17 protein-coding genes and 1 other RNA gene are annotated in these 18,645 nt (G+C 72.0%); 14 read left to right on the top strand and 4 right to left on the bottom strand.

What is annotated here, in order from left to right; all coding sequences use genetic code 11:
• Positions 1–92: 92 nt before the first annotated feature.
• Positions 93–1,214, top strand: a complete 1,122-nt coding sequence (prfB, locus tag IE225_RS27700; protein WP_190060363.1) for a peptide chain release factor 2 — start codon at positions 93–95, stop codon at positions 1,212–1,214.
• A 348-nt stretch (positions 1,215–1,562) separates the two neighbouring features.
• Entirely contained in the window at positions 1,563–2,243 is a 681-nt protein-coding gene (locus IE225_RS27695) for a hypothetical protein (RefSeq protein ID WP_190060362.1), read from the top strand.
• Between the two features lie 199 nt (positions 2,244–2,442).
• On the opposite strand, the gene IE225_RS27690 is transcribed toward IE225_RS27695, so the two are convergent.
• A complete protein-coding gene (locus IE225_RS27690) occupies positions 2,443–2,634 on the bottom strand; it encodes a hypothetical protein (protein WP_190060361.1) in 192 nt (63 codons plus the stop codon).
• A 246-nt stretch (positions 2,635–2,880) separates the two neighbouring features.
• Between IE225_RS27690 and ftsE the strand changes: the two genes are divergently transcribed.
• From ftsE to ssrA, 5 genes are all read left to right on the top strand, one after another.
• Complete coding sequence (ftsE, locus tag IE225_RS27685) at positions 2,881–3,570, top strand: cell division ATP-binding protein FtsE (protein ID WP_190060360.1); 690 nt, start codon at positions 2,881–2,883, stop codon at positions 3,568–3,570.
• Positions 3,571–3,599: 29 nt separating this feature from the next.
• A complete protein-coding gene (ftsX, locus tag IE225_RS27680; protein WP_190060359.1) occupies positions 3,600–4,511 on the top strand; it encodes a permease-like cell division protein FtsX in 912 nt (303 codons plus the stop codon).
• Positions 4,512–4,578: 67 nt separating this feature from the next.
• Complete coding sequence (locus tag IE225_RS27675) at positions 4,579–5,802, top strand: S41 family peptidase (RefSeq protein WP_190060358.1); 1,224 nt, start codon at positions 4,579–4,581, stop codon at positions 5,800–5,802.
• A 169-nt stretch (positions 5,803–5,971) separates the two neighbouring features.
• Positions 5,972–6,451, top strand: coding sequence for an SsrA-binding protein SmpB (gene smpB, locus IE225_RS27670; protein ID WP_190060357.1), 480 nt, complete (start codon positions 5,972–5,974; stop codon positions 6,449–6,451).
• 210 nt (positions 6,452–6,661) lie between these two features.
• Positions 6,662–7,049, top strand: a transfer-messenger RNA (tmRNA) gene (gene ssrA / locus IE225_RS27665).
• Between the two features lie 235 nt (positions 7,050–7,284).
• On the opposite strand, the gene IE225_RS27660 is transcribed toward ssrA, so the two are convergent.
• Positions 7,285–7,527: a DUF397 domain-containing protein gene (locus tag IE225_RS27660; RefSeq protein ID WP_190060356.1), complete on the bottom strand. Its 243-nt coding sequence runs from the start codon at positions 7,525–7,527 to the stop codon at positions 7,285–7,287.
• Positions 7,524–8,195: a DUF5753 domain-containing protein gene (locus tag IE225_RS27655; protein WP_308432564.1), complete on the bottom strand. Its 672-nt coding sequence runs from the start codon at positions 8,193–8,195 to the stop codon at positions 7,524–7,526. Before IE225_RS27655 ends, IE225_RS27660 begins: the two co-directional genes overlap by 4 nt.
• Before the next feature lie 375 nt (positions 8,196–8,570).
• Here IE225_RS27655 and IE225_RS27650 point away from each other — a divergent pair, with 375 nt between their 5' ends.
• Positions 8,571–8,927, top strand: a complete 357-nt coding sequence (locus IE225_RS27650; RefSeq protein ID WP_229880128.1) for an ATP-binding protein — start codon at positions 8,571–8,573, stop codon at positions 8,925–8,927.
• A 162-nt stretch (positions 8,928–9,089) separates the two neighbouring features.
• The gene (locus IE225_RS27645) at positions 9,090–9,779 is read left to right on the top strand and encodes an immunity protein CdiI family protein (RefSeq protein ID WP_190060354.1); all 690 of its coding nucleotides are present in this window, start codon (positions 9,090–9,092) and stop codon (positions 9,777–9,779) included.
• A gap of 345 nt (positions 9,780–10,124) precedes the next feature.
• Here the strand turns inward: IE225_RS27645 and IE225_RS27640 are convergent, their stop codons facing one another.
• Complete coding sequence (locus IE225_RS27640) at positions 10,125–11,591, bottom strand: MFS transporter (protein WP_190060353.1); 1,467 nt, start codon at positions 11,589–11,591, stop codon at positions 10,125–10,127.
• Positions 11,592–11,674: 83 nt separating this feature from the next.
• Here IE225_RS27640 and IE225_RS27635 point away from each other — a divergent pair, with 83 nt between their 5' ends.
• The 5 genes from IE225_RS27635 (at position 11,675) to IE225_RS27615 (ending at position 18,420) form a co-directional block, all read left to right on the top strand.
• The gene (locus IE225_RS27635) at positions 11,675–12,751 is read left to right on the top strand and encodes a LysR family transcriptional regulator (RefSeq protein ID WP_190060352.1); all 1,077 of its coding nucleotides are present in this window, start codon (positions 11,675–11,677) and stop codon (positions 12,749–12,751) included.
• A gap of 239 nt (positions 12,752–12,990) precedes the next feature.
• On the top strand, positions 12,991–14,355 hold the full coding sequence (locus IE225_RS27630) for a hypothetical protein (RefSeq protein ID WP_190060351.1): 1,365 nt from the start codon (positions 12,991–12,993) through the stop codon (positions 14,353–14,355).
• Complete coding sequence (locus IE225_RS27625) at positions 14,355–16,649, top strand: bifunctional polysaccharide deacetylase/glycosyltransferase family 2 protein (protein ID WP_190060350.1); 2,295 nt, start codon at positions 14,355–14,357, stop codon at positions 16,647–16,649. The genes IE225_RS27630 and IE225_RS27625 overlap by 1 nt, the downstream gene beginning before the upstream one ends.
• A complete protein-coding gene (locus IE225_RS27620) occupies positions 16,646–17,965 on the top strand; it encodes an acyltransferase family protein (protein ID WP_190060349.1) in 1,320 nt (439 codons plus the stop codon). The genes IE225_RS27625 and IE225_RS27620 overlap by 4 nt, the downstream gene beginning before the upstream one ends.
• Positions 17,966–18,093: 128 nt before the next feature.
• Positions 18,094–18,420: a hypothetical protein gene (locus IE225_RS27615; RefSeq protein WP_190056484.1), complete on the top strand. Its 327-nt coding sequence runs from the start codon at positions 18,094–18,096 to the stop codon at positions 18,418–18,420.
• Positions 18,421–18,645: the final 225 nt, after the last annotated feature.

Genomic DNA, 18,645 nt, shown 5'->3' with positions numbered 1-18,645 from the left:
ACCCACCCCCCTGACCTGCGGTTTCGCCGTTCCCCCGCCCGGTGGGGCCGCTCATGGGCGAGTCGGGTTGCCGCAGCCGTTAGGCTGGATGCGTGGCAGTCGTCGACGTATCCGAAGAGCTGAAGTCCCTCTCCTCGACCATGGAGTCGATCGAGGCCGTCCTGGACCTCGACAAGAAGAGGGCAGACATCGCCGTGCTCGAGGAGCAGGCGGCGGCACCGTCCCTGTGGGACAACCCGGACGAGGCCCAGAAGATCACCAGCAAGCTGTCGCACCTGCAGGCGGAGGTCCGCAAGGCGGAGGCCCTGCGCAGCCGCATCGACGACCTCGCGGTGCTCTTCGAGCTGGCCGAGGCCGAGGACGATCCGGACACCCGGGCGGAGGCCGAGCAGGAGCTGGCCGCCGTGAAGAAGGCGCTGGACGAGATGGAGGTCCGGACGCTGCTGTCCGGCGAGTACGACGCCCGTGAGGCCGTCGTCACCATCCGCGCCGAGGCCGGCGGTGTCGACGCCTCCGACTTCGCCGAGCGGCTGCAGCGCATGTACCTGCGCTGGGCGGAGCGGCACGGCTACCCGACGGAGCTGTACGAGACGTCGTACGCGGAGGAGGCCGGCATCAAGTCGACCACCTTCGCCGTGAAGGCGCCGTACGCCTATGGCACGCTCTCCGTCGAGCAGGGCACGCACCGGCTGGTGCGCATCTCGCCGTTCGACAACCAGGGGCGGCGGCAGACCTCGTTCGCCGGTGTCGAGGTGCTGCCCGTGGTCGAGCAGTCCGACCACGTCGACATCGACGAGTCCGACCTGCGCATCGACGTCTACCGCTCCTCCGGGCCCGGCGGCCAGGGCGTGAACACCACCGACTCCGCGGTGCGCATCACCCACCTGCCCACCGGCATCGTCGTCTCCTGCCAGAACGAGCGCTCCCAGATCCAGAACAAGGCCACCGCCATGGCCGTCCTCCAGGCCAAGCTGCTGGAGCGGCGCCGCCAGGAGGAGCAGGCCAAGATGGACGCCCTCAAGGGCGACGGCGGCAACTCCTGGGGCAACCAGATGCGTTCGTACGTCCTGCACCCGTACCAGATGGTCAAGGACCTGCGCACCGAGTACGAGGTGGGCAACCCGGAGGCCGTGTTCAACGGCGAGATCGACGGGTTCCTGGAGGCCGGGATTCGCTGGCGCAAGCAGCGGGAGCAGGAGCAGCAGAGCAAGTAGGCGTCCCGGCGGCGCCGCCTCGAAGCCCGCTCCGCGGTCCGCTTCGGCGTCCGTTCCGAAGTACGTTCCGAAACGTTTTGTCGACAAGGCAACTGCCGCCCCACGGGCGGCAGTTGCCTTGTGTCTGGGTTTTGCATCACACTCACAGGACTCGGCGCCTCGCAAAACGCCCCAACAAGACATCGCGCCCGCAACGCGCTTGACGCTCCTTTGAAAAATCGCGAGTGTGGAGCGCGGCATGCGTGTTTCCGGGGCGCATGTGAACCGGGGGGCTCTGAGCGCTACCTCCGTCGATCACGGCCCCGAGCGCGGCCTCACTGACGATCAGCTACTGGGGGTAGCAACCACATGACCAAGAAGACACGGATCCGTGTCGCGCGCATCGCAGCCGGTGCCGTCATAGCGGCCGGCGCCTCGCTGACCGCCGCGGGCGCCGCCTCGGCGCTCGACCTCGGTGTCAACCTGAGCGCCGGTGGCAGCGGTGCCGACATCGGCGTCACCGTCGGCGACGGCCCGACCGAGGGTACGCCCACGCCGACCGACACCGGTCTGCCCACCGACCCGGGTACGCCGACCGCCCCGGGTACGCCGACCGAGCCCGGCACGCCCACCGCCACCGACCCGACCGAGCCCACCGGCGAGCCCACGGAGCCGACCGAGGAGCCGACCACCCCGGGCAACGGGAACGGCAACGGCAACGGGAACGGCCACGGCGGCGGGAACGGCCACGGCAACGGAAACGGCCACGGCAACGGTTCCGGCGGCGGCAACACCCACACCAACCCCGACGGCGGCTCCCACGCCTCCACCCAGGAGGAGGGCTCCTCCGCCCTCACCGACACCGGCTCGGACACCGCCGCCGCGGGCAGCTCCAACGCCGCCGCCCAGGGCAGCGGCAAGCAGCTCGCCGAGACGGGTGCCGCGCAGACCACCTTCCTGCTGGTCGGTGCCGCCACGATGATCGCCGGCGGTGTCGGCTTCCGCTTCCTGCCGCGCCTGATGGAGGGCCGCGGCGGAGCCGCCGCCTGAGACGGCCGTAGCGACACGTACGGTAAGCGCGCGCCGTACGGACCGTGACACGGCAGGGGCCCGGAGCGTGTGCTCCGGGCCCCTCGCACATCTGCCGTATCCGCCTGCCGCCGCCTTCGCGTGCGGCCTCGGGCGAGCGCCGCCCGGACCGTGCCGCCTGTGCCGCCTCTACCGCTCAGGCCGTACTACTCAGGGCTGCTCAGGCCGTCTGGTGCGCCAGCAGCGCCACCGCCGCGATCAGGACCGCCAGCAGCGCGATCAGCGCCATCGGGTTCAGTCCCGCGAAGAAGTTCTCCTGCTGCATCCGCTCGCGGTACGCACGGCACACGGGGCACCGGCCTTCGCTCACGGGCGCCGCGCAATTCGCGCACACCAGCCGGTCGTACGTCATGCGCTCGCCCTCCTTGCACCGGTTTCACGTACGACAACGCTCGCGCGGGTGCGAACGTTCCCCCTCCACTGTGCCAGGTTCCGCGCGTTCCCGCGTCGCTTCCCCGGGGCGGCCGCACCGGGGCACCCACCCCGGTCACCGGGGCAAATGCACACAAGCTGCGCACAACCCGTACGGCACCTGCGGGCTCCTGCCCCGTTCGCGTATGGTCACGCACATCAATCCCCGGCGACCCGTGGTGCACCCGTGATCCGATTCGACAACGTCTCCAAGGTCTACCCGAAGCAGAACCGCCCCGCGCTCAGGGACGTCTCCCTGGAGATCGAGAAGGGCGAGTTCGTGTTCCTCGTCGGGTCCTCCGGCTCGGGCAAGTCCACCTTCCTGCGGCTCATCCTGCGCGAGGAGCGGGCCACGCACGGCCAGGTGCACGTCCTGGGCAAGGACCTCGCGCGCCTGTCCAACTGGAAGGTGCCGCACATGCGCCGCCAGCTGGGGACGGTGTTCCAGGACTTCCGCCTGCTGCCGAACAAGACGGTCGCCGAGAACGTGGCGTTCGCGCAGGAGGTCATCGGCAAGTCGCGCGGCGAGATCCGCAAGTCGGTGCCGCAGGTGCTGGAACTCGTCGGACTGGGCGGCAAGGAGGACCGGATGCCCGGTGAGCTGTCCGGCGGTGAGCAGCAGCGCGTGGCGATCGCGCGCGCTTTCGTCAACCGGCCCAAGCTGCTCATCGCCGACGAGCCCACCGGCAACCTCGACCCGCAGACCTCCGTCGGCATCATGAAGCTGCTCGACCGCATCAACCGGACGGGCACCACCGTGGTGATGGCGACGCACGACCAGAACATCGTGGACCAGATGCGCAAGCGCGTCATCGAGCTGGAGAAGGGGCGCCTCGTCCGCGACCAGGCCCGCGGCGTGTACGGCTACCAGCACTGACCAGGAACGGAAAGGCCCAACCAGACGCCATGCGCGCGCAGTTCGTTCTGTCGGAGATCGGGGTCGGTCTCCGCCGCAACCTGACGATGACCTTCGCGGTCATCATCTCCGTGGCCCTCTCGCTCACCCTCTTCGGCGGCTCGCTGCTCATGCGGGACCAGGTGAGCTCGATGAAGGGGTACTGGTACGACAAGGTCCAGGTCTCCATCTTCCTGTGCAACAAGGCCGACGCGGAGTCGGACTCGCACTGCGCCAAGGGCGCCGTGACGCAGGAGCAGAAGACGCAGATCAAGAAGGACCTGGAAGCGCTCCCCATCGTCGAGAAGGTCTACTACGAGTCGGCGGACCAGGCGTACCAGCGCTACAAGGAGCAGTTCAAGGACTCGCCGCTGATCAGCTCGATCACCCCGGACCAGATGCAGGAGTCCTACCGGGTCAAGCTCCGGGACCCGGAGAAGTACCAGGTGATCGACACCGCGTTCTCCGGTCGGCCCGGCGTGCAGTCGGTGGAGGACCAGCGCAACGTGCTGGAGAACCTGTTCAACCTGCTCAGCGGCATGAACTACGCGGCCCTCGGCGTGATGGCGCTGATGCTGGTGGTGGCGCTGCTGCTGATCGTCAACACCGTGCGCGTCTCGGCGTTCAGCCGCCGCCGCGAGATCGGCATCATGCGCCTGGTCGGCGCGTCCGGCTTCTACATCCAGGCCCCGTTCATCGCCGAGGCCGCCATCGCCGGGCTCATCGGCGCGAGCGTCTCCGTCGTGCTGATCGTCGGCGCCAAGTACCTCCTCATCGACGGGTGGCTCGCCGCGCGGATCCCGGTGGTCAACTTCATCGGCTGGGACGCGGTGATCGTCAAGCTGCCGCTGGTGCTGGCGATCGGGCTGCTGATGCCCGGCCTGGCGGCACTCTTCGCGCTCCGCAAGTACCTGAAGGTGTGACGCACGCCAAGGAGGCCGTGCGGTCAACCGGCCGTACGGCCCCGAGCGTTGTCCTAGACTCACCGCCATGTCAGGCCGAGAGCTGTTCTGTCCGCCCCGCCGCACCCGCCGCGGGGTCGCCCTGACACTGGTCTGCGCGGGCGTGCTCGTGACCGGTGCGGCGACGGGCTCCCTGCCCGGCACCGACCCCGCCGGAACCGGCCGGAAGACCCCGTCGGGACCGGCCCGTTCCGCCGCCGCGAGCCACCGCGAGGCCGTCGCGAGCCACCGCGAGGCCGTCGCCGAGGCCGCCTCCCGCGCGATGGCCGGCGGCATGTCCCCCATGGAGGCCGCCGAGCAGGCCGTCAGCCGCAGCGGCGACCGCTGGGACGCCGTCTACTCCCGCGGCGAGTACGAGGAGTTCGAGCAGGCCCTCGACGGCCGCTACACCGGCGTCGGGCTGTGGGCGCGCCGCGAGCGCGACGGCCGTATCGAGGTGACCCGGGTGCAGACCGGCTCGCCGGCCGCCGCCGCCGGCATCCGCGCGGGCGACCGGCTGCGCAGCATCGACGGGCGCACGGTCGACGGGCTGCCCGTCACCGAGGTGGTCGGGCTGCTGCGCGGGGACGCCGGCGACGACACCGCCGCCCCCGCCGGCACCCCCGTCCGGCTCGGCCTGGAACGCGGCACGCGCGCCTGGAGCCTCACCCTGCGCCGTGCCCGCCTGTCCACCCACCCCGTGACCGTGCGCCGCCTCGCCGACGGGGTCACCGTCATCCAGGTCACCGCGTTCACCAAGGGCTCCGGCGAGGCGGTGCGCAGCGCCGTGCGGCACGCACCCGCGCACGCGGGCGTCGTCCTCGACCTGCGCGGCAACTCCGGCGGCCTGGTCACCGAGGCCGTCACCGCCGCGTCCGCCTTCCTCGACGGCGGGCTGGTGGCCACCTACGACGTCGACGGCGCCCAGCGCGCGCTGCACGCCGAGCCCGGCGGCGACACCGCCAGACCCCTGGTCGCGCTCGTCGACGGCGGCACGATGAGCGCGGCCGAACTGCTCACCGGTGCCCTGCAGGACCGCGGCCGGGCGGTCGTCGTGGGCTCCCGCACCTTCGGCAAGGGCTCGGTGCAGATGCCGACCCGCCTGCCCGACGGCTCGGTCGCCGAACTGACCGTCGGCCACTACCGCACCCCCTCCGGGCGCGGCGTCGACGGCCGCGGCATCACGCCCGACCTGGACGCGGGCGGCGACGCCCTGCGGCGGGCGCGGACCGTGCTCGGCGGCCTGGGCGACGCGACCGGCACGGCGTCGTAGCACCGTGACCGGGCCGGTCGGGCCGTAACCGGGCCGTGCCCGGTCCGTGGCCGGCACCGCGCGCCGCCCCTCACGCCGACCCCTCGCGCCGCCCCCTCGCGCCGCCCCCTCGTGTCGATCTTTATTCGCTTCCCCCGCACCTCCTGCGGAGTGCGAAAATGGCGGCACTATGGCTAAGGAAAAAGGGCGCAAGCTGATCGCGCAGAACAAGAAGGCGCGGCACGACTACCTCATCCTCGACACCTACGAGGCCGGTCTGGTGCTCACCGGGACCGAGGTGAAGTCGCTGCGCCAGGGGAGGGCGTCACTGGTCGACGGCTTCGTCCAGATCGACGACGGGGAGGCGTGGCTGTACAACGTGCACGTGCCGGAGTACAGCCAGGGCACCTGGACCAACCACGCCGCCCGCCGCAAGCGCAAGCTGCTGCTGCACCGCGCCGAGATCGACAAGCTCTACGGCAAGGCCCAGGAGACCGGGCACACCGTGGTGCCGCTGTCGCTGTACTTCAAGGACGGCCGCGCCAAGGTGGAGATCGCCCTGGCCAAGGGCAAGAAGGAGTACGACAAGCGGCAGGCGCTGCGGGAGAAGCAGGACCGGCGCGAGGCCGCCCGCGCGATCGCCGCGGCCCGGCGTCGGCAGCGGGCGTGAGCCGGATCATGCTCCCGCGGCTCCCGGGGCGGGAATGCTCCGCCACCCGGACGCGTTGCACCAGGTACCACGGCGGGGTGACCGCCGGGGGACCCGCCGGGAACACGGTGGCATCGACGTGCGTTGGTCACGTACGATGGGATCCGCACCCGGTGCGGTGCGAGGCCCCTCGCCGGAGCGCGACGGGGTCGCTGATTGAAAAATCAACATGGGGATGATCGGTTTCGACAGCGGTTGTCGAAGCAGGGGAAGCGTGCCGAGGAAGCGGCCATGATCTCGTAAACCACAGGCCGAAAAAAATAATCGCCAACACCAAGCGCGATTCCTCCCAGTTCGCCCTCGCTGCCTGATAAGCGGCGAAGCGAACTCCTACGGGAGTGTCAGCCCGGGACTGTTCCCGACCCGGATCCTGGCATCAGCTAGGGAACTCAACCTCTAAGCCCGGTCACGGGGCGTAGAGGGAAACCACACAGTGACTGAGCCCGTCGGAGACTTGTCCGCGTGATCTCCGGGGCCGAGAAAAGCGAAGCGGACTGCGCACGGAGAAGCCCTGGTTCTGCACCGTTGGACGCGGGTTCGATTCCCGCCATCTCCACGAAGGCGACAGGCGACCTGTGCCCGCGGACAGCGCGGGCCTGGTCGCCTTCGTCGTTTCTGCGCGCACTTCGTGCGCGCGGTGCGGGGGCTCCGCCACCCGCACCCCCTCGGCTGGGGTGAGCCGGGGATTCCGAGCGGCTGGCTCGGGGGCCCGGTGCCGGTGAGCGACGGGCCCTTGTACGCCTGCGCGCGGGTCGCCGCCCCGGCCCGCGGACGCTCACGGTTTCTTCCTGGATTCAGGCTCCGTGGGAGACGTACGCGACGAAGGCGGTCCAAGCCGGCGCGGGGACGGCGAAGCGGGGGCTTCGGGCGCCGAGCTTGGAGTCACGGACGTGGACGGCGTCGGCAGTACCTTCCACACAGGAGCCGCGGAGGCCACCGCTGTCGCTCGACTCCCGCCAGGCGTAGGCGACTTCGAGGCATTCGCCGCCTCCGCTGCTGCTGTAGCTGGACTTGAACCAGGCCAACTCGGTGCTCACAGCTCCTCCGCCAACTTCGAGATGAACCGGGCCGACTCGTCCGGACCGAGGGCTTGCCGGAGGATCATGGCATGCCGCTGGACGATGGCGCTGACCTTATCGGCGTCCGCGTACAGCCTCCCGGTCTCCTGCCCCTCTTCATAGACCAGCAGCTCATGTTCGGCGGTTTCCAGCAACACGAAGGGGCCGTCCACACCTGGACCGGCGCCGACGAACCGCAGCGCCTGGATGGTCACGTTGCGCGCCTTGCCCGCCTCCACCAGCCGGAGCAACTGCCGTCTGTGCACCTCCGGGCCACCCACCGGGTTTCTGAGTGCGGCCTCCCCGATCACGAAGCTGAACGCCGTGGTCCGCTTGTCCAGCAGCACCTGCCGCTCGCGCCGCCCGGTGGCGCGTTCCTCGATCGTCTCGTCGTCGAGCGGAGGCAGGTACGCGTTGAGCAGCGCCCGCACGGTCTCCTCGGTCTGCAGCAGGCCCGGGATGTGGAGGGGCTGGTAGAAGCTCAAGGAGATCGCCTCGGACTCGTACTTCACGTAGTCCTCGGCGTAGGAGAGGAACTTCTCGGGCTTCAGGTATTCGTGCGCGGCGACCAGCTTGCCCCGCGCCCCGCACATCTGGTCCGCGGTCTGCAGGAGCCTGAGTGTCGGCCTGCGCCGTCCGCACTCCATCGACTTGACGTACTCGTAGTCGTAGCCGGCCTCGTCGGCCAGTGCCTGGCGGCTGACCCCCCGCTTCCTCCCGCCACAGCTTGATCTGCCCGCCGCAGTACCGCCAGTTCTGCTGCGCCTGCCGGGACTCCCCCGAAGTCACTGGCCCACCCGCCTCCCGCTGTCACGCCGGGTACGGCTACGCGCTGTACCCGTTCCGCCACTCGTGAGGCTATGTGCCGATCGCCAGCCTGGGGTCCGTACATGACGGAGAATCACCCCCAAGGGACACGGCGCATGCGGACACCGCCCCAAGAACCCGCCCCTCGACCCTCCCCTTCCCCTTCCGCGGTTCCCCGGGACATCGAGTGGCGCCTGCCCCGCCACGCCCGCAGCGTGGCCCGGGCCCGGACGCTGTTGCGTGAGCAGGCGTCGTCCTGGAAGCTGCCGGAGGAGGTCGTGGAAACGGCGGTGCTGCTGCTCGGCGAGCTGATGACGAACGCGTACCGGCACGCCAAGGTCCCCCGCGGCCGCGAGATGTGGGCACGCGCCGTGCTGGCGGAGGACCACCTGCGCGTGTCGGTGACGGACGCGGACGACACGCTGCCGGCGCCGCGGGAAGCGGCACCGGACGACGAGACCGGCCGCGGCCTGGCCCTGGTCGCGGCACTGGCGGACGACTGGGGCGCAGAACCCCGCGCCGCCGGCATCGGCAAGACGGTGTGGTGCGTACTGCGGGTTCCGGCTCCGTAGGGCTGAGGGTGATGGGGGAGGGCTGGGCGGAGACGTGGTAAATCCGGACTTTCCGAACGTTGGTGTGGCGTCGGGGACCTGACCGCATAGTCGTCCATGACCAGACCGATCGGGTTTCCGTAGCTCCCGGACCGCGGAGCAGAAGGAGAAGGGCCGGCCCGCATGACGTACGACACCGATCCGCGCCCCCTCCTGATCCGCGCCTACGACGACCTGTCACCTCTGCGCACCACGGACGCGGAGGCACACGCCGACATCGGCGACTTCGCCCGTGACGTGCCGCTGGACGACCCCGGACTGGGCCTGTCCGGCGACCTCGCAGACCGGCTGGACTCGTGGAACCGGGCTCGTCCTCCCGGTGGATTCACGACCCGAGCGGTCCTGCGCAAGCACGTCGAGCAGGGGCTGGAGGCGGCTCGGGCGCTTGCGCGGCACCTCGGTCCCGCCTGGGCGGTGCGCTACTGGGACGAGCGGCACCGCACCGCGAAGTTCGTGTGCTGGGGATGCCGGCGCCTGCACTGGACCGTCGACGCGCACGGCGCCCCTCCGTACCCGGTGCACATCGTCGTCGAGGGCGAGTACAAGTGGCTTCCGCTGCGTGCCGAGGAGTTCGGGGACTTCGCCCCGGACGACCCCGCCGCCGCCCTCGGCCTCTCCGACGACTTGATCGCGGCCCTGTACCAGTGGGCGAAGGACATCGACGCGGTGATGGAGAGGTGGCTCACGGAGCGGGACGACGCCGCGCGGGACGCTGCCTATGAACGGCTGGACCGGGAGGGACGGCAGTTGACCCGGCGAGTCGCCCGCGCACTCGGGCCGGGCAGGACCGTGACCTATGGAGGAGTCGGTTAGCGCGGTCGGTACGGTGCGGGAGCGGGAGGAACCGAACCGCACCGCACCACGTGATGCACGACGGTGACAGCGTGGCCAAGGGGCTTGCCGGGTTCTCTCAGCCCTGACACGGTCCAGGCACCGGCGGCCGCCCCTGCCACGGCCCTTCGCAGGACCCCGCAAGTCTCAGGCCCACCGCCACTGCCGTCGCCGTCGTCGTCGCCGTGTGCCGTCGTGCCGTCAACATCCCCTGCCTCCAGGGGAGTCGGATGGGCGTCGGAGGGGTCACGCAGCGTTGTTGAAACGGTTCGATGTGTGACGTCGAAGCGCTTCGGCGGGCGACGGTAGGTGCGGACCGTGGACACGTCAATGGGGTGCGCGTGAAGTGCCCCCCGCGTTCGGTGGGCCGGACAGCCGGGACAGCGCCAGCGCCAGGACGGCGGCCGTGACCGGAAGGCCGTAGCCGGCCGCGGCCGAGACGTGCTCCACCACCCAGCCCCCGGCGGCCGAACCGCAGGCCACCCCGGTCAGCAGGCCGGTCACCGCGAGTGTCATGCCCTCCGTCAGCCGACCGGGCGGACAGCGCCGCTGCACCAGGGTCATGAGGGTGACCATCGTCGGCGCGATCGCCGTCCCCACCGCCAGCAGCCCGGCGCCGACGGCGAGCACCGAACCGGTCAGCCGGGCGGCGAGCAGCGGCAGCGCCAGCAGCCCGGCCAGCGCGGCCAGACACCACGTCAGCCGCCGCCCGGCCGCTCCGCCCGGCCGCGCCGCGCCGTACACCAGGCCGGCCACGCAGGAACCGGCCGCCTGCAGCCCCAGCACCACACCCGCCGTGGCCCGGTGCCCGTGTGCGTCCGCGAACGCCACGGTGACGACCTCGGTCGCGCCGAAGCCGGTGCCCAGCGCCGCGCACACCGCCAGCAGCGCCGGCATGCCGGGCGCCCGCACCGGCCCCCGCCCGGCGGCGGTACGGCGGGCCGGCGGCGGCTCGGTCGCGCGCTGCGCGCAGAACAGCAGCATCCCCGCCACCAGCAGCACCGCCCCGGTGAGCGTGCCCGCCTCCGGGAAGAACGTCCCGCACAGGAAAGCCGCCAGCACCGGGCCCAGCAGGAAACACGCCTCGTCGGCGGCCTGCTCGAAGGCGTTCGCGGTGTGCAGCGCCGCCGGGTCCTCGCGCAGCAGGTGGTTCCAGCGGGCGCGGGCCATGCCGCCGATGTTGGGCGTGGTCGCGGTGGCCGCGTGGGCGGCGAACAGCGTCCAGTCCGGCGCGCCGCGGCGCACGCACAGCACCAGCGCCAGACTGCCCAGCGCCGCGCACACCGTGGCGGGCACGGCGACGCGGGCCTGGCCGTGGCGGTCCACCAGCCGCGCCACCCACGGCGCGGTCACCGCCGTCGCCGCCAGGCCGGTCGCCGTGACGGCGCCGGCGAGGGCGTACGAGCCGCGCGTCCCGGCGATCATCATCACCGCGCTGACGCCGAACATGCCCATCGGGAGCCGGGCGAGGAGATTCCCGGTCGCGAAGGCGCGAGTGCCGGGGAGGGTGAAGAGGCGGCGGTACGGGCCGGGGGTGCGGCGGCGGGTGGCCGGCCTGCGCCGGGCGCGCGGGGTGAAGTCGACGGCGACGAGCGTGTCCGCGGTGACGGTGAGGAGAGGCGGAGCGGGTTGCGGGGTCGGCTGGTTGGGGGGACGGGTGATCGACGGGATGCCGGGGTGCGGGGTTGATCGGGTGGTGGGGCGGGAGGCCGGCGAGACGTCGGGGTCCGGGGGCGGCGGAACGCTGGGGCGCGGGGTCGGCGGGACGCCGGGGCGCGGGGTCGGTTGAGGCATGTCGCCACGGTCGCCCGGAACCGATCAAGCGGTCCAACACCTGTTCCGCCCCGATTCACGCACCTGCGTTGTAAGTTCCCGGCATGTCCGCCGCCGCCGACGTCGACCCCCGCCTGCTGCGCGCCTTCCTCGCCGTGGCGGACGAACTGCACTTCACACGCGCCGCCGCCCGCCTGTACATCGCCCAGCAGGCGCTCAGCCGGGACATCCGGCGCCTGGAACGGCACCTCGGCGCCGAGCTGTTCGTCCGCACCACCCGGCAGGTGACGCTCACCGCCGAGGGCGCCCGGCTGCTGCCGTACGCGCGCCGCGTGCTGGCCGCGCACGAGGAGCTGCTCGCCGCCTTCGGCCGGCCCCGCCCGCTCCTGGTCGACCTCAACTTCCCCGAGCACGTCACCGCGACCCGCGTCCTGGCCCGGGCCCGCGAACTCGCCCCCGACCTGGAATTGATGGCCCGGTACGAGAGCGGGCTCACCGGCGGGGCGCAGGAACTGCTCGCCGGGCGCCTGGACGCATCGTTCGGCCGCTTCGCCGGACTGGAACCGGCGCTGCGGGCACGGCTGGAGCACCGGGTGGTGCGGTACGAGCCGATGGCGGTCGTCCTGCCCGGGGACCACCGGCTGACGGCCGGCCGGGAGGTGCCGCTGGCCGCGCTGGCCGGCGAGACCGTGTACGCCGGCGCCGGCAACCCGCGCACCCCGGAGTGGACCGACCTTGCGCGACGCCTTTTCGCCGGGCGCGGAATCGAGGTGGCGGCCCCGCTTCCCCTCGCGGTCGGGACGGCCGAGTTCGAACGGATCATGGCGCGAACGGGGCACCCCATCCTGGCCGTGGTCGACTTCCCGCCCCTGCCGGGCACGGTACTGCGGCCCCTCGTCGACCCCGTCCCGCTGTCCCCCGTCTCGCTGGTGTGGCGCAGGGGAGCGAGTCATCCCGGCCTCGACGCGCTGCGCCGGGCGGCGCGCGAACTGGGCGAGGCGGAGGGGTGGCTGCGGCGGCCGGCGGGGGCGTGGCTGCCGGACGTGGACGAAGCCGCCGGGGCCGACGGAGCTGACGGGGCCGACGGAGTCACCGGAGCTGCCAGAGCCGCCGGAGCCGCTGAAGTCACCGAAGCCGCCGAGGGTGTGGCCGGGTCTCCGGCGGCGGCGCCGGCGGATTGAACGCGTGATCGGTCAAGACCGTATCTGACTACACCTGGTCATTTTCGGCCAGGAGAGTGGCGCGGGATTTGTTCACAATCTTGATCCGGTGTGCACTAAATACGCACACGCGCTACATTCGGAGCCCGAGCACGATGTGACAAATGGGGACGCTTGTTCCGAGTGGGGGCCCGGAAGCGCGACGTGTGCTCGAGTCGTCTGCACACCCGGAACCATTTATTGGGGGGACGTACGTGCGCGTGAAATGGCGAGAAGACGCCCAACCAGAATGGCCTGATGCCGCGTCCGCGACCGGCGAGAACCCGGTCGTCGGCGGCGACACCCAGGCGTTCCCGGCGACCGGCGCCCTCACCGTTCCGAAGCGGCCCGTCCCCGGCGCCACCGACGAGACCCAGGTCCTGGAGAAGTCCGGTGCCGTCGAGGAGACCCGGGTCTTGGAGGAGCCCGATGCCACTGACGAGGCTCGGGTCCTGGAGGAGTCCGGCGTCACCGACGACACCCAGGTCCTGGAGGAGCCCGGTGCCGTCGACGAGACCCAGGTCTTGGAGAAGTCCGGTGCCGCTGACGAGACCCGGCCCCTGGCGGAGCCCGCCACCACCGACAAGGCCGAGGTCCTGGCGGAGCTCGCCACCACCGACAAGGCCGAGGTCCTGGCGGAGCCCGCCACCACCGACGGGACCCGGCCCCTGAAGGGCCCCGGTCCCGGTGCCGTCCGGCTCGTCACCGACCCCTGGTCGGAGCCGGCCGGTGCCGACGGAGCCGGTTCCCAGGTCGATCCGGACGAGGTCACCGTCCAGCTCGACGGCGTCCGCGTCGCCGCCGGCCCCGGGGCCGGCGGGGGCACCGGGGGCAAGAACACGGGCGGCACGGGTGGTACGGGCGGTGCGAGCGGCACGGTCGGCTCCGACGGGCCCGTCTTCGTGGACGAGTCCGGGCGCCGCAGCCGCCGCTTCCGCCGCATCGGCCTGGCCGCGGCCGTCGCCTGCGCCGCCTACGCCGTCGTCATCGTCGTCACCCTCTTCTTCGGCAACTCCACCGCGCCCTGGCTGCCGGTGCCGGGCCAGGACGACGATCCGCCGGCGAGCAAGAAGGACGACACCTCGCCGGAGCCGTCCGAGCCCGCGCTGCCGCCCCCCGGCCTCGTGGGCGGCGACATCCCCGGCGCTGCGACGGCGCCCGGCGTCCCGGCCGTGCCGTCGACCGGCGCCACCGTATCCGCGCCCGGGGCCACGGCGGCGCCCGCGCTGAGCCCCGGCGCGTCCGCGAGCCCCGCCCCGCGCTCCACCTCCTCCGGCAGGAAGCCGGGCTCCACGGCGACCAACCCGGTCGTCAGGCCGGGTTCGCCGACCGGCGCCCCCACGCCCACGACGACCGGCGGCACGACCGGCAACGGCAACGGCAGCGGTGGCGGCAGCGGCTCCTCGGCGACGCCCACGCCGACCGACACCGCCACCAACGCGCCCAGCCCCGCCGCCGGCGGGGCTTCGACGCCGGTGGCCGGAGGATCGCCCACGCCCGCGCCCGTCGCCTCCAGCCCCGCCGCATCCGCCGCATCCGCCACGACCGCCGCCTCGAACGCCCCCACCCCGGAGCACGTCCTCTGATGGCATTCCGCACCCGCCGTCCCGGGCCCGCCACACCGGCCCGAACCGGGTCCCGGCGCCGCCGCCTGCCCCTTCGCCTGCTGGTGCCCGTCCTGCTGCTCGTCGCCCTGATGGCGATGCTGATGCTGCGCGGCTACGTGCACAGCGAGATACTCGCCGACCACCGCATACGGCCCGAGGCCGCCACCGACAAGGTGCCGGAGAAGATCCTCGACGGCGGCCCGGTCATCGACACCCGCGGCGGCAGGACCGAGAGCCTGCGCATCCCCGACCACCGCCTCGTCCTCACCTTCGACGACGGCCCCGATCCCACCTGGACCCCCAAGGTCCTGGACACGCTCAAAAAGCACCACGCGCACGCGGTGTTCTTCGTCACCGGCACCATGACCTCCCGCTACCCGGACCTGGTGCGGCGCATGGTGGCCGAGGGCCACGAGGTCGGCCTGCACACCTTCAACCACCCCGACCTCTCCTACCACGGCAAGCGGCGCATCGACTGGGAGCTGTCCACCAACCAGCTCGCCATCACCGGCGCGGCCGGCATCCGCACCTCCCTCTTCCGCCCGCCCTACTCCTCCTTCGCCGACGCCATGGACGACAAGTCCTGGCCGGTCACCCGGTACATCGGCAGCCTCGGCTACATCACCGTCGTCGACACCGTCGACAGCGAGGACTGGCGCAAGCCCGGCGTCGCGCGGATCATCCGCAACGCCACCCCCGAGGGCGGCAAGGGCGCGGTCGTCCTGATGCACGACTCCGGCGGCGACCGCCACCAGACCGTGCAGGCCCTCGACCGCTACATCCCGCTGATGCGGGCGAAGGGCTACACGTTCGCCAACCTCACCGAGGCACTCGACGCGCCCAGCGCCCACACCCCGGTCACCGGGCCGGAGTTGTGGAAGGGCCGGGCGTGGATCCTCCTCGTCCAGGCGTCCGAGAAGATCACCGACGGCCTGGCGGTCGGCCTCGCCGTCGTCGGCTCCCTGGTCATCGCCCGCTTCCTGCTGATGCTGCTGCTCTCCGGCGTCCACGCCCGCCGCACCCGCCGCCGCGACTTCACCTGGGGCCCCGGGGCGCCGGTCACCGAACCGGTGTCGGTGCTGGTCCCCGCGTACAACGAGGCCAAGTGCATCGAGAACACCGTCCGTTCCCTCGCGGCCAGCGACCACCCCATCGAGGTCCTGGTCGTCGACGACGGCTCCACCGACGGCACGGCGAAGATCGTCGAAGCGCTCGGCCTGCCCGGCGTGCGCGTCATCCGCCAGCTCAACGCGGGCAAACCGGCCGCGCTGAACCGGGGCATCGCCAACGCCCGGCACGACCTGATCGTGATGATGGACGGCGACACCGTCTTCGAGCCGTCCACCGTCCGCGAACTCGTCCAGCCCTTCGCCGACCCGCGCGTCGGCGCCGTCGCCGGCAACGCCAAGGTCGGCAACCGCGACTCCCTCATCGGCGCCTGGCAGCACATCGAGTACGTGATGGGCTTCAACCTCGACCGCCGCATGTACGACGTGCTGCGGTGCATGCCCACCATCCCCGGCGCGGTCGGCGCCTTCCGCCGCACCGCCCTGGAACGCGTCGGCGGCATGAGCGAGGACACCCTCGCCGAGGACACCGACATCACCATGGCCATCCACCGCGACGGCTGGCGCGTGGTGTACGCGGAGAAGGCCCGCGCCTGGACCGAGGCCCCCGAGACCGTCCGGCAGTTGTGGTCCCAGCGCTACCGCTGGTCCTACGGCACCATGCAGGCCATCTGGAAGCACCGCCGCGCCCTGGTCGAACGGGGCCCCTCCGGCCGCTTCGGCCGCGTGGGCCTGCCCCTGGTCTCCCTGTTCATGGTCGTCGCACCGCTGCTGGCGCCGCTGATCGACATCTTCCTGCTCTACGGCGTGGTGTTCGGCCCCACCGGGAAGACGATCGGCGCCTGGCTCGGCGTCCTCGCCCTCCAGGCGGTCTGCGCCGCCTACGCGTTCCGTCTCGACCGCGAACCCATGACTCACCTGATCTCGCTGCCCCTGCAGCAGATCCTCTACCGCCAACTCATGTACGTCGTCCTGCTGCAGTCCTGGATCACGGCCCTCACCGGCGGCCGCCTGCGCTGGCAGAAACTGCGCCGCACCGGCGTCGTCGAGGCCCCCGGCGGACCGGCGCCGCGCCGGCGCACCGCCGACAGCACTGGCAACGTCGACAGCGTCAACAGCACCGGCAGCACCGGCAGCACCGGCAGCACCGGCAGCACCGGCAGCACCGGCAACGTCGGCAGCACCGAACGGAGGCCCGTGGCATGACGCAGACCCCGTCCCAGACACCGGGACCGGAGGCGGCGGCCCCGGAGGCGGCGGCCCCGGAACCGGTGACAGCGGAACCGGTGACAGCGGAACCGGTGACAGCGGAACCGGCGGCAGCGGCACCCGAGGCACAGGCCGCCCCCACCACCCCGCAGGCGGCGCCGGGACGCGACCGCTACCTGGACCTGCTGCGCGCGATCGCGCTGGTCCGCGTCGTCGTCTACCACCTCTTCGGCTGGGCGTGGCTGACGGTGCTGTTCCCGTCCATGGGAGTGATGTTCGCGCTCGCCGGCTCCCTCATGGCGCGTTCCCTCAAGCGTCCCGCGCTGAGCGTGATCCGCGGCCGCCTGCGCCGGCTGCTGCCGCCGCTGTGGGTGTTCGGCGCGGTGGTGCTGCCGCTGATGTTCGCGAGCGGCTGGAACCCGCTCGAGGACCCCGACCAGGGCGGCGCCTGGGGCGTCGTCGACCTGTTCGACTACCTGGTCCCCATCGGCGCCCCGCCGTACCCGGAGCACCTCGGCTCCGCCTCCGGCCTGCTGGATCCCACCTGGGCGGAACAGGCCTGCGGCCCGCTGTGGTACCTGCGCGCCTACCTGTGGTTCGTGATCGCCTCCCCGCTGCTGCTGCGGGCGTTCCGCCGCGCCCCCTGGCCGACCCTGCTGGCCCCGCTCGCCCTGGCGGCCGTCGTCGGCACCGGCGTCGTCACGATCCCCGGCGAAACCGGCAACGCCGTCACGGACTTCGCCGTCTACGGCGGCTGCTGGATCCTGGGCTTCGCCCACCACGAGGGCCTGCTCCGGCAGGTCCCGCGCTACCTGGCCGTCTCCTGCTCCGCCCTCGTCATGGCCTTCGGCCTGTGGTGGGCCACCGGCCACCCGGGCCCCGAGGGCATGGACCTGAACGACATCCCGCTCGCCCAGGCCACCTGGTCCTTCGGCGCCGTGGTGATCCTCCTGACGTACTCCCCGTCCTGGCGGGAACTCCCCGGCCGCCTGCGTCGCTGGGACCCCCTGGTGACGCTCGCCAACAACCGGGCCGTCACCATCTACCTGTGGCACAACATGCTGATCATGGCCGCGTTCCCGCTCCTCGACCTGGCCTACGACCTGCCCTTCCTGCAGAGCGACAGCGCCACCGCCGCCCTCGACGCGACGTACACGCTGTGGACGTTCGTCCTCGTCTGGCCCCTCGTCGCGCTCGCCGTGCCGGCCGTGGGCTGGGTCGAGGACCTGGCGGCGAGGCGCAGCCCGCGGCTGTGGCCGGACGGGCGCCGGCGCCGCGGGCGGGGACGGGCGTCCGCGGCGGCACGCGCCTGAGGCGGCGACCGCCGGCTGTGGCATGCCTGTGACGAAGAACGGTTGCGGTCGCGATCGTCGGCTGTGACGATGGAGGCACAGAAACGTTCAGTTGTGCCAATCGGTAAGCGGGGGAGGCGAGTTCGGACGTGAAGTTCGACATGGGTGCGCAGACGCTGTCGAACCTGGTGCGGGACACGCGGGGTTCGTCGGACGACCTGGGGTCGCTGGTGCGCCAGCTGGTGCAGGCGGCGCAGCCGTTGGAGGGGAAGTTCAACGGCACGGGCCGGGCGATGTTCGACCAGTTCAAGGCGCGGGCGGACCAGATCGCGAGTGAGCTGAACTCCTCGCTGTCGGCGATCCTGGGCGGTCAGTCCGGCATGGACAGCGCGTTCGGCACGGGTGACCAGGAGCAGGGCGACAACGCGCGCCAGCAGATGGCGGCGGCCAACTTCGACGCGGCACGGTTCCGCTGATCCGTCGTCAGGTCATGGGCGGGGCCCGCCGTGCACGGGCCGCGGGCTCTCCGCCGAAGCCCTCGGGCTGCCTTCAAGCCGCCTTCGGGCTGTCATCGAGTCGTCCTCGAGCCATCTTCGAGCCATCTTTCGAGTCATTTCACGGGGAGTGTGATCAGTCATGGCGGGTGCGGGTGCGGACCGGCGGTCGTACGACACGGGTGCGTCGGCGGATGCGCAGGGCAA

The organism is Streptomyces echinoruber (assembly GCF_014651135.1).
GTDB lineage: Bacteria > Actinomycetota > Actinomycetes > Streptomycetales > Streptomycetaceae > Streptomyces > Streptomyces echinoruber.
Note: the sequence above shows the minus strand (reverse complement) of the source record. Positions and strands in the feature narration are given on the sequence as shown.

Coding starts and splice junctions, on each gene's coding strand:
- IE225_RS27655 (WP_308432564.1), bottom strand. CDS start 8,195: ATGGAGTGCGGACGGCGCAGGCCGACACTCAGGCTCCTGCAGACCGCG.
- IE225_RS27640 (WP_190060353.1), bottom strand. CDS start 11,591: ATGCCTCAACCGACCCCGCGCCCCGGCGTCCCGCCGACCCCGCGCCCC.
- IE225_RS27675 (WP_190060358.1), top strand. CDS start 4,579: ATGTCAGGCCGAGAGCTGTTCTGTCCGCCCCGCCGCACCCGCCGCGGG.
- IE225_RS27635 (WP_190060352.1), top strand. CDS start 11,675: ATGTCCGCCGCCGCCGACGTCGACCCCCGCCTGCTGCGCGCCTTCCTC.
- smpB (WP_190060357.1), top strand. CDS start 5,972: ATGGCTAAGGAAAAAGGGCGCAAGCTGATCGCGCAGAACAAGAAGGCG.
- IE225_RS27645 (WP_190060354.1), top strand. CDS start 9,090: ATGACGTACGACACCGATCCGCGCCCCCTCCTGATCCGCGCCTACGAC.
- ftsX (WP_190060359.1), top strand. CDS start 3,600: ATGCGCGCGCAGTTCGTTCTGTCGGAGATCGGGGTCGGTCTCCGCCGC.
- IE225_RS27625 (WP_190060350.1), top strand. CDS start 14,355: ATGGCATTCCGCACCCGCCGTCCCGGGCCCGCCACACCGGCCCGAACC.
- IE225_RS27690 (WP_190060361.1), bottom strand. CDS start 2,634: ATGACGTACGACCGGCTGGTGTGCGCGAATTGCGCGGCGCCCGTGAGC.
- IE225_RS27620 (WP_190060349.1), top strand. CDS start 16,646: ATGACGCAGACCCCGTCCCAGACACCGGGACCGGAGGCGGCGGCCCCG.
- IE225_RS27695 (WP_190060362.1), top strand. CDS start 1,563: ATGACCAAGAAGACACGGATCCGTGTCGCGCGCATCGCAGCCGGTGCC.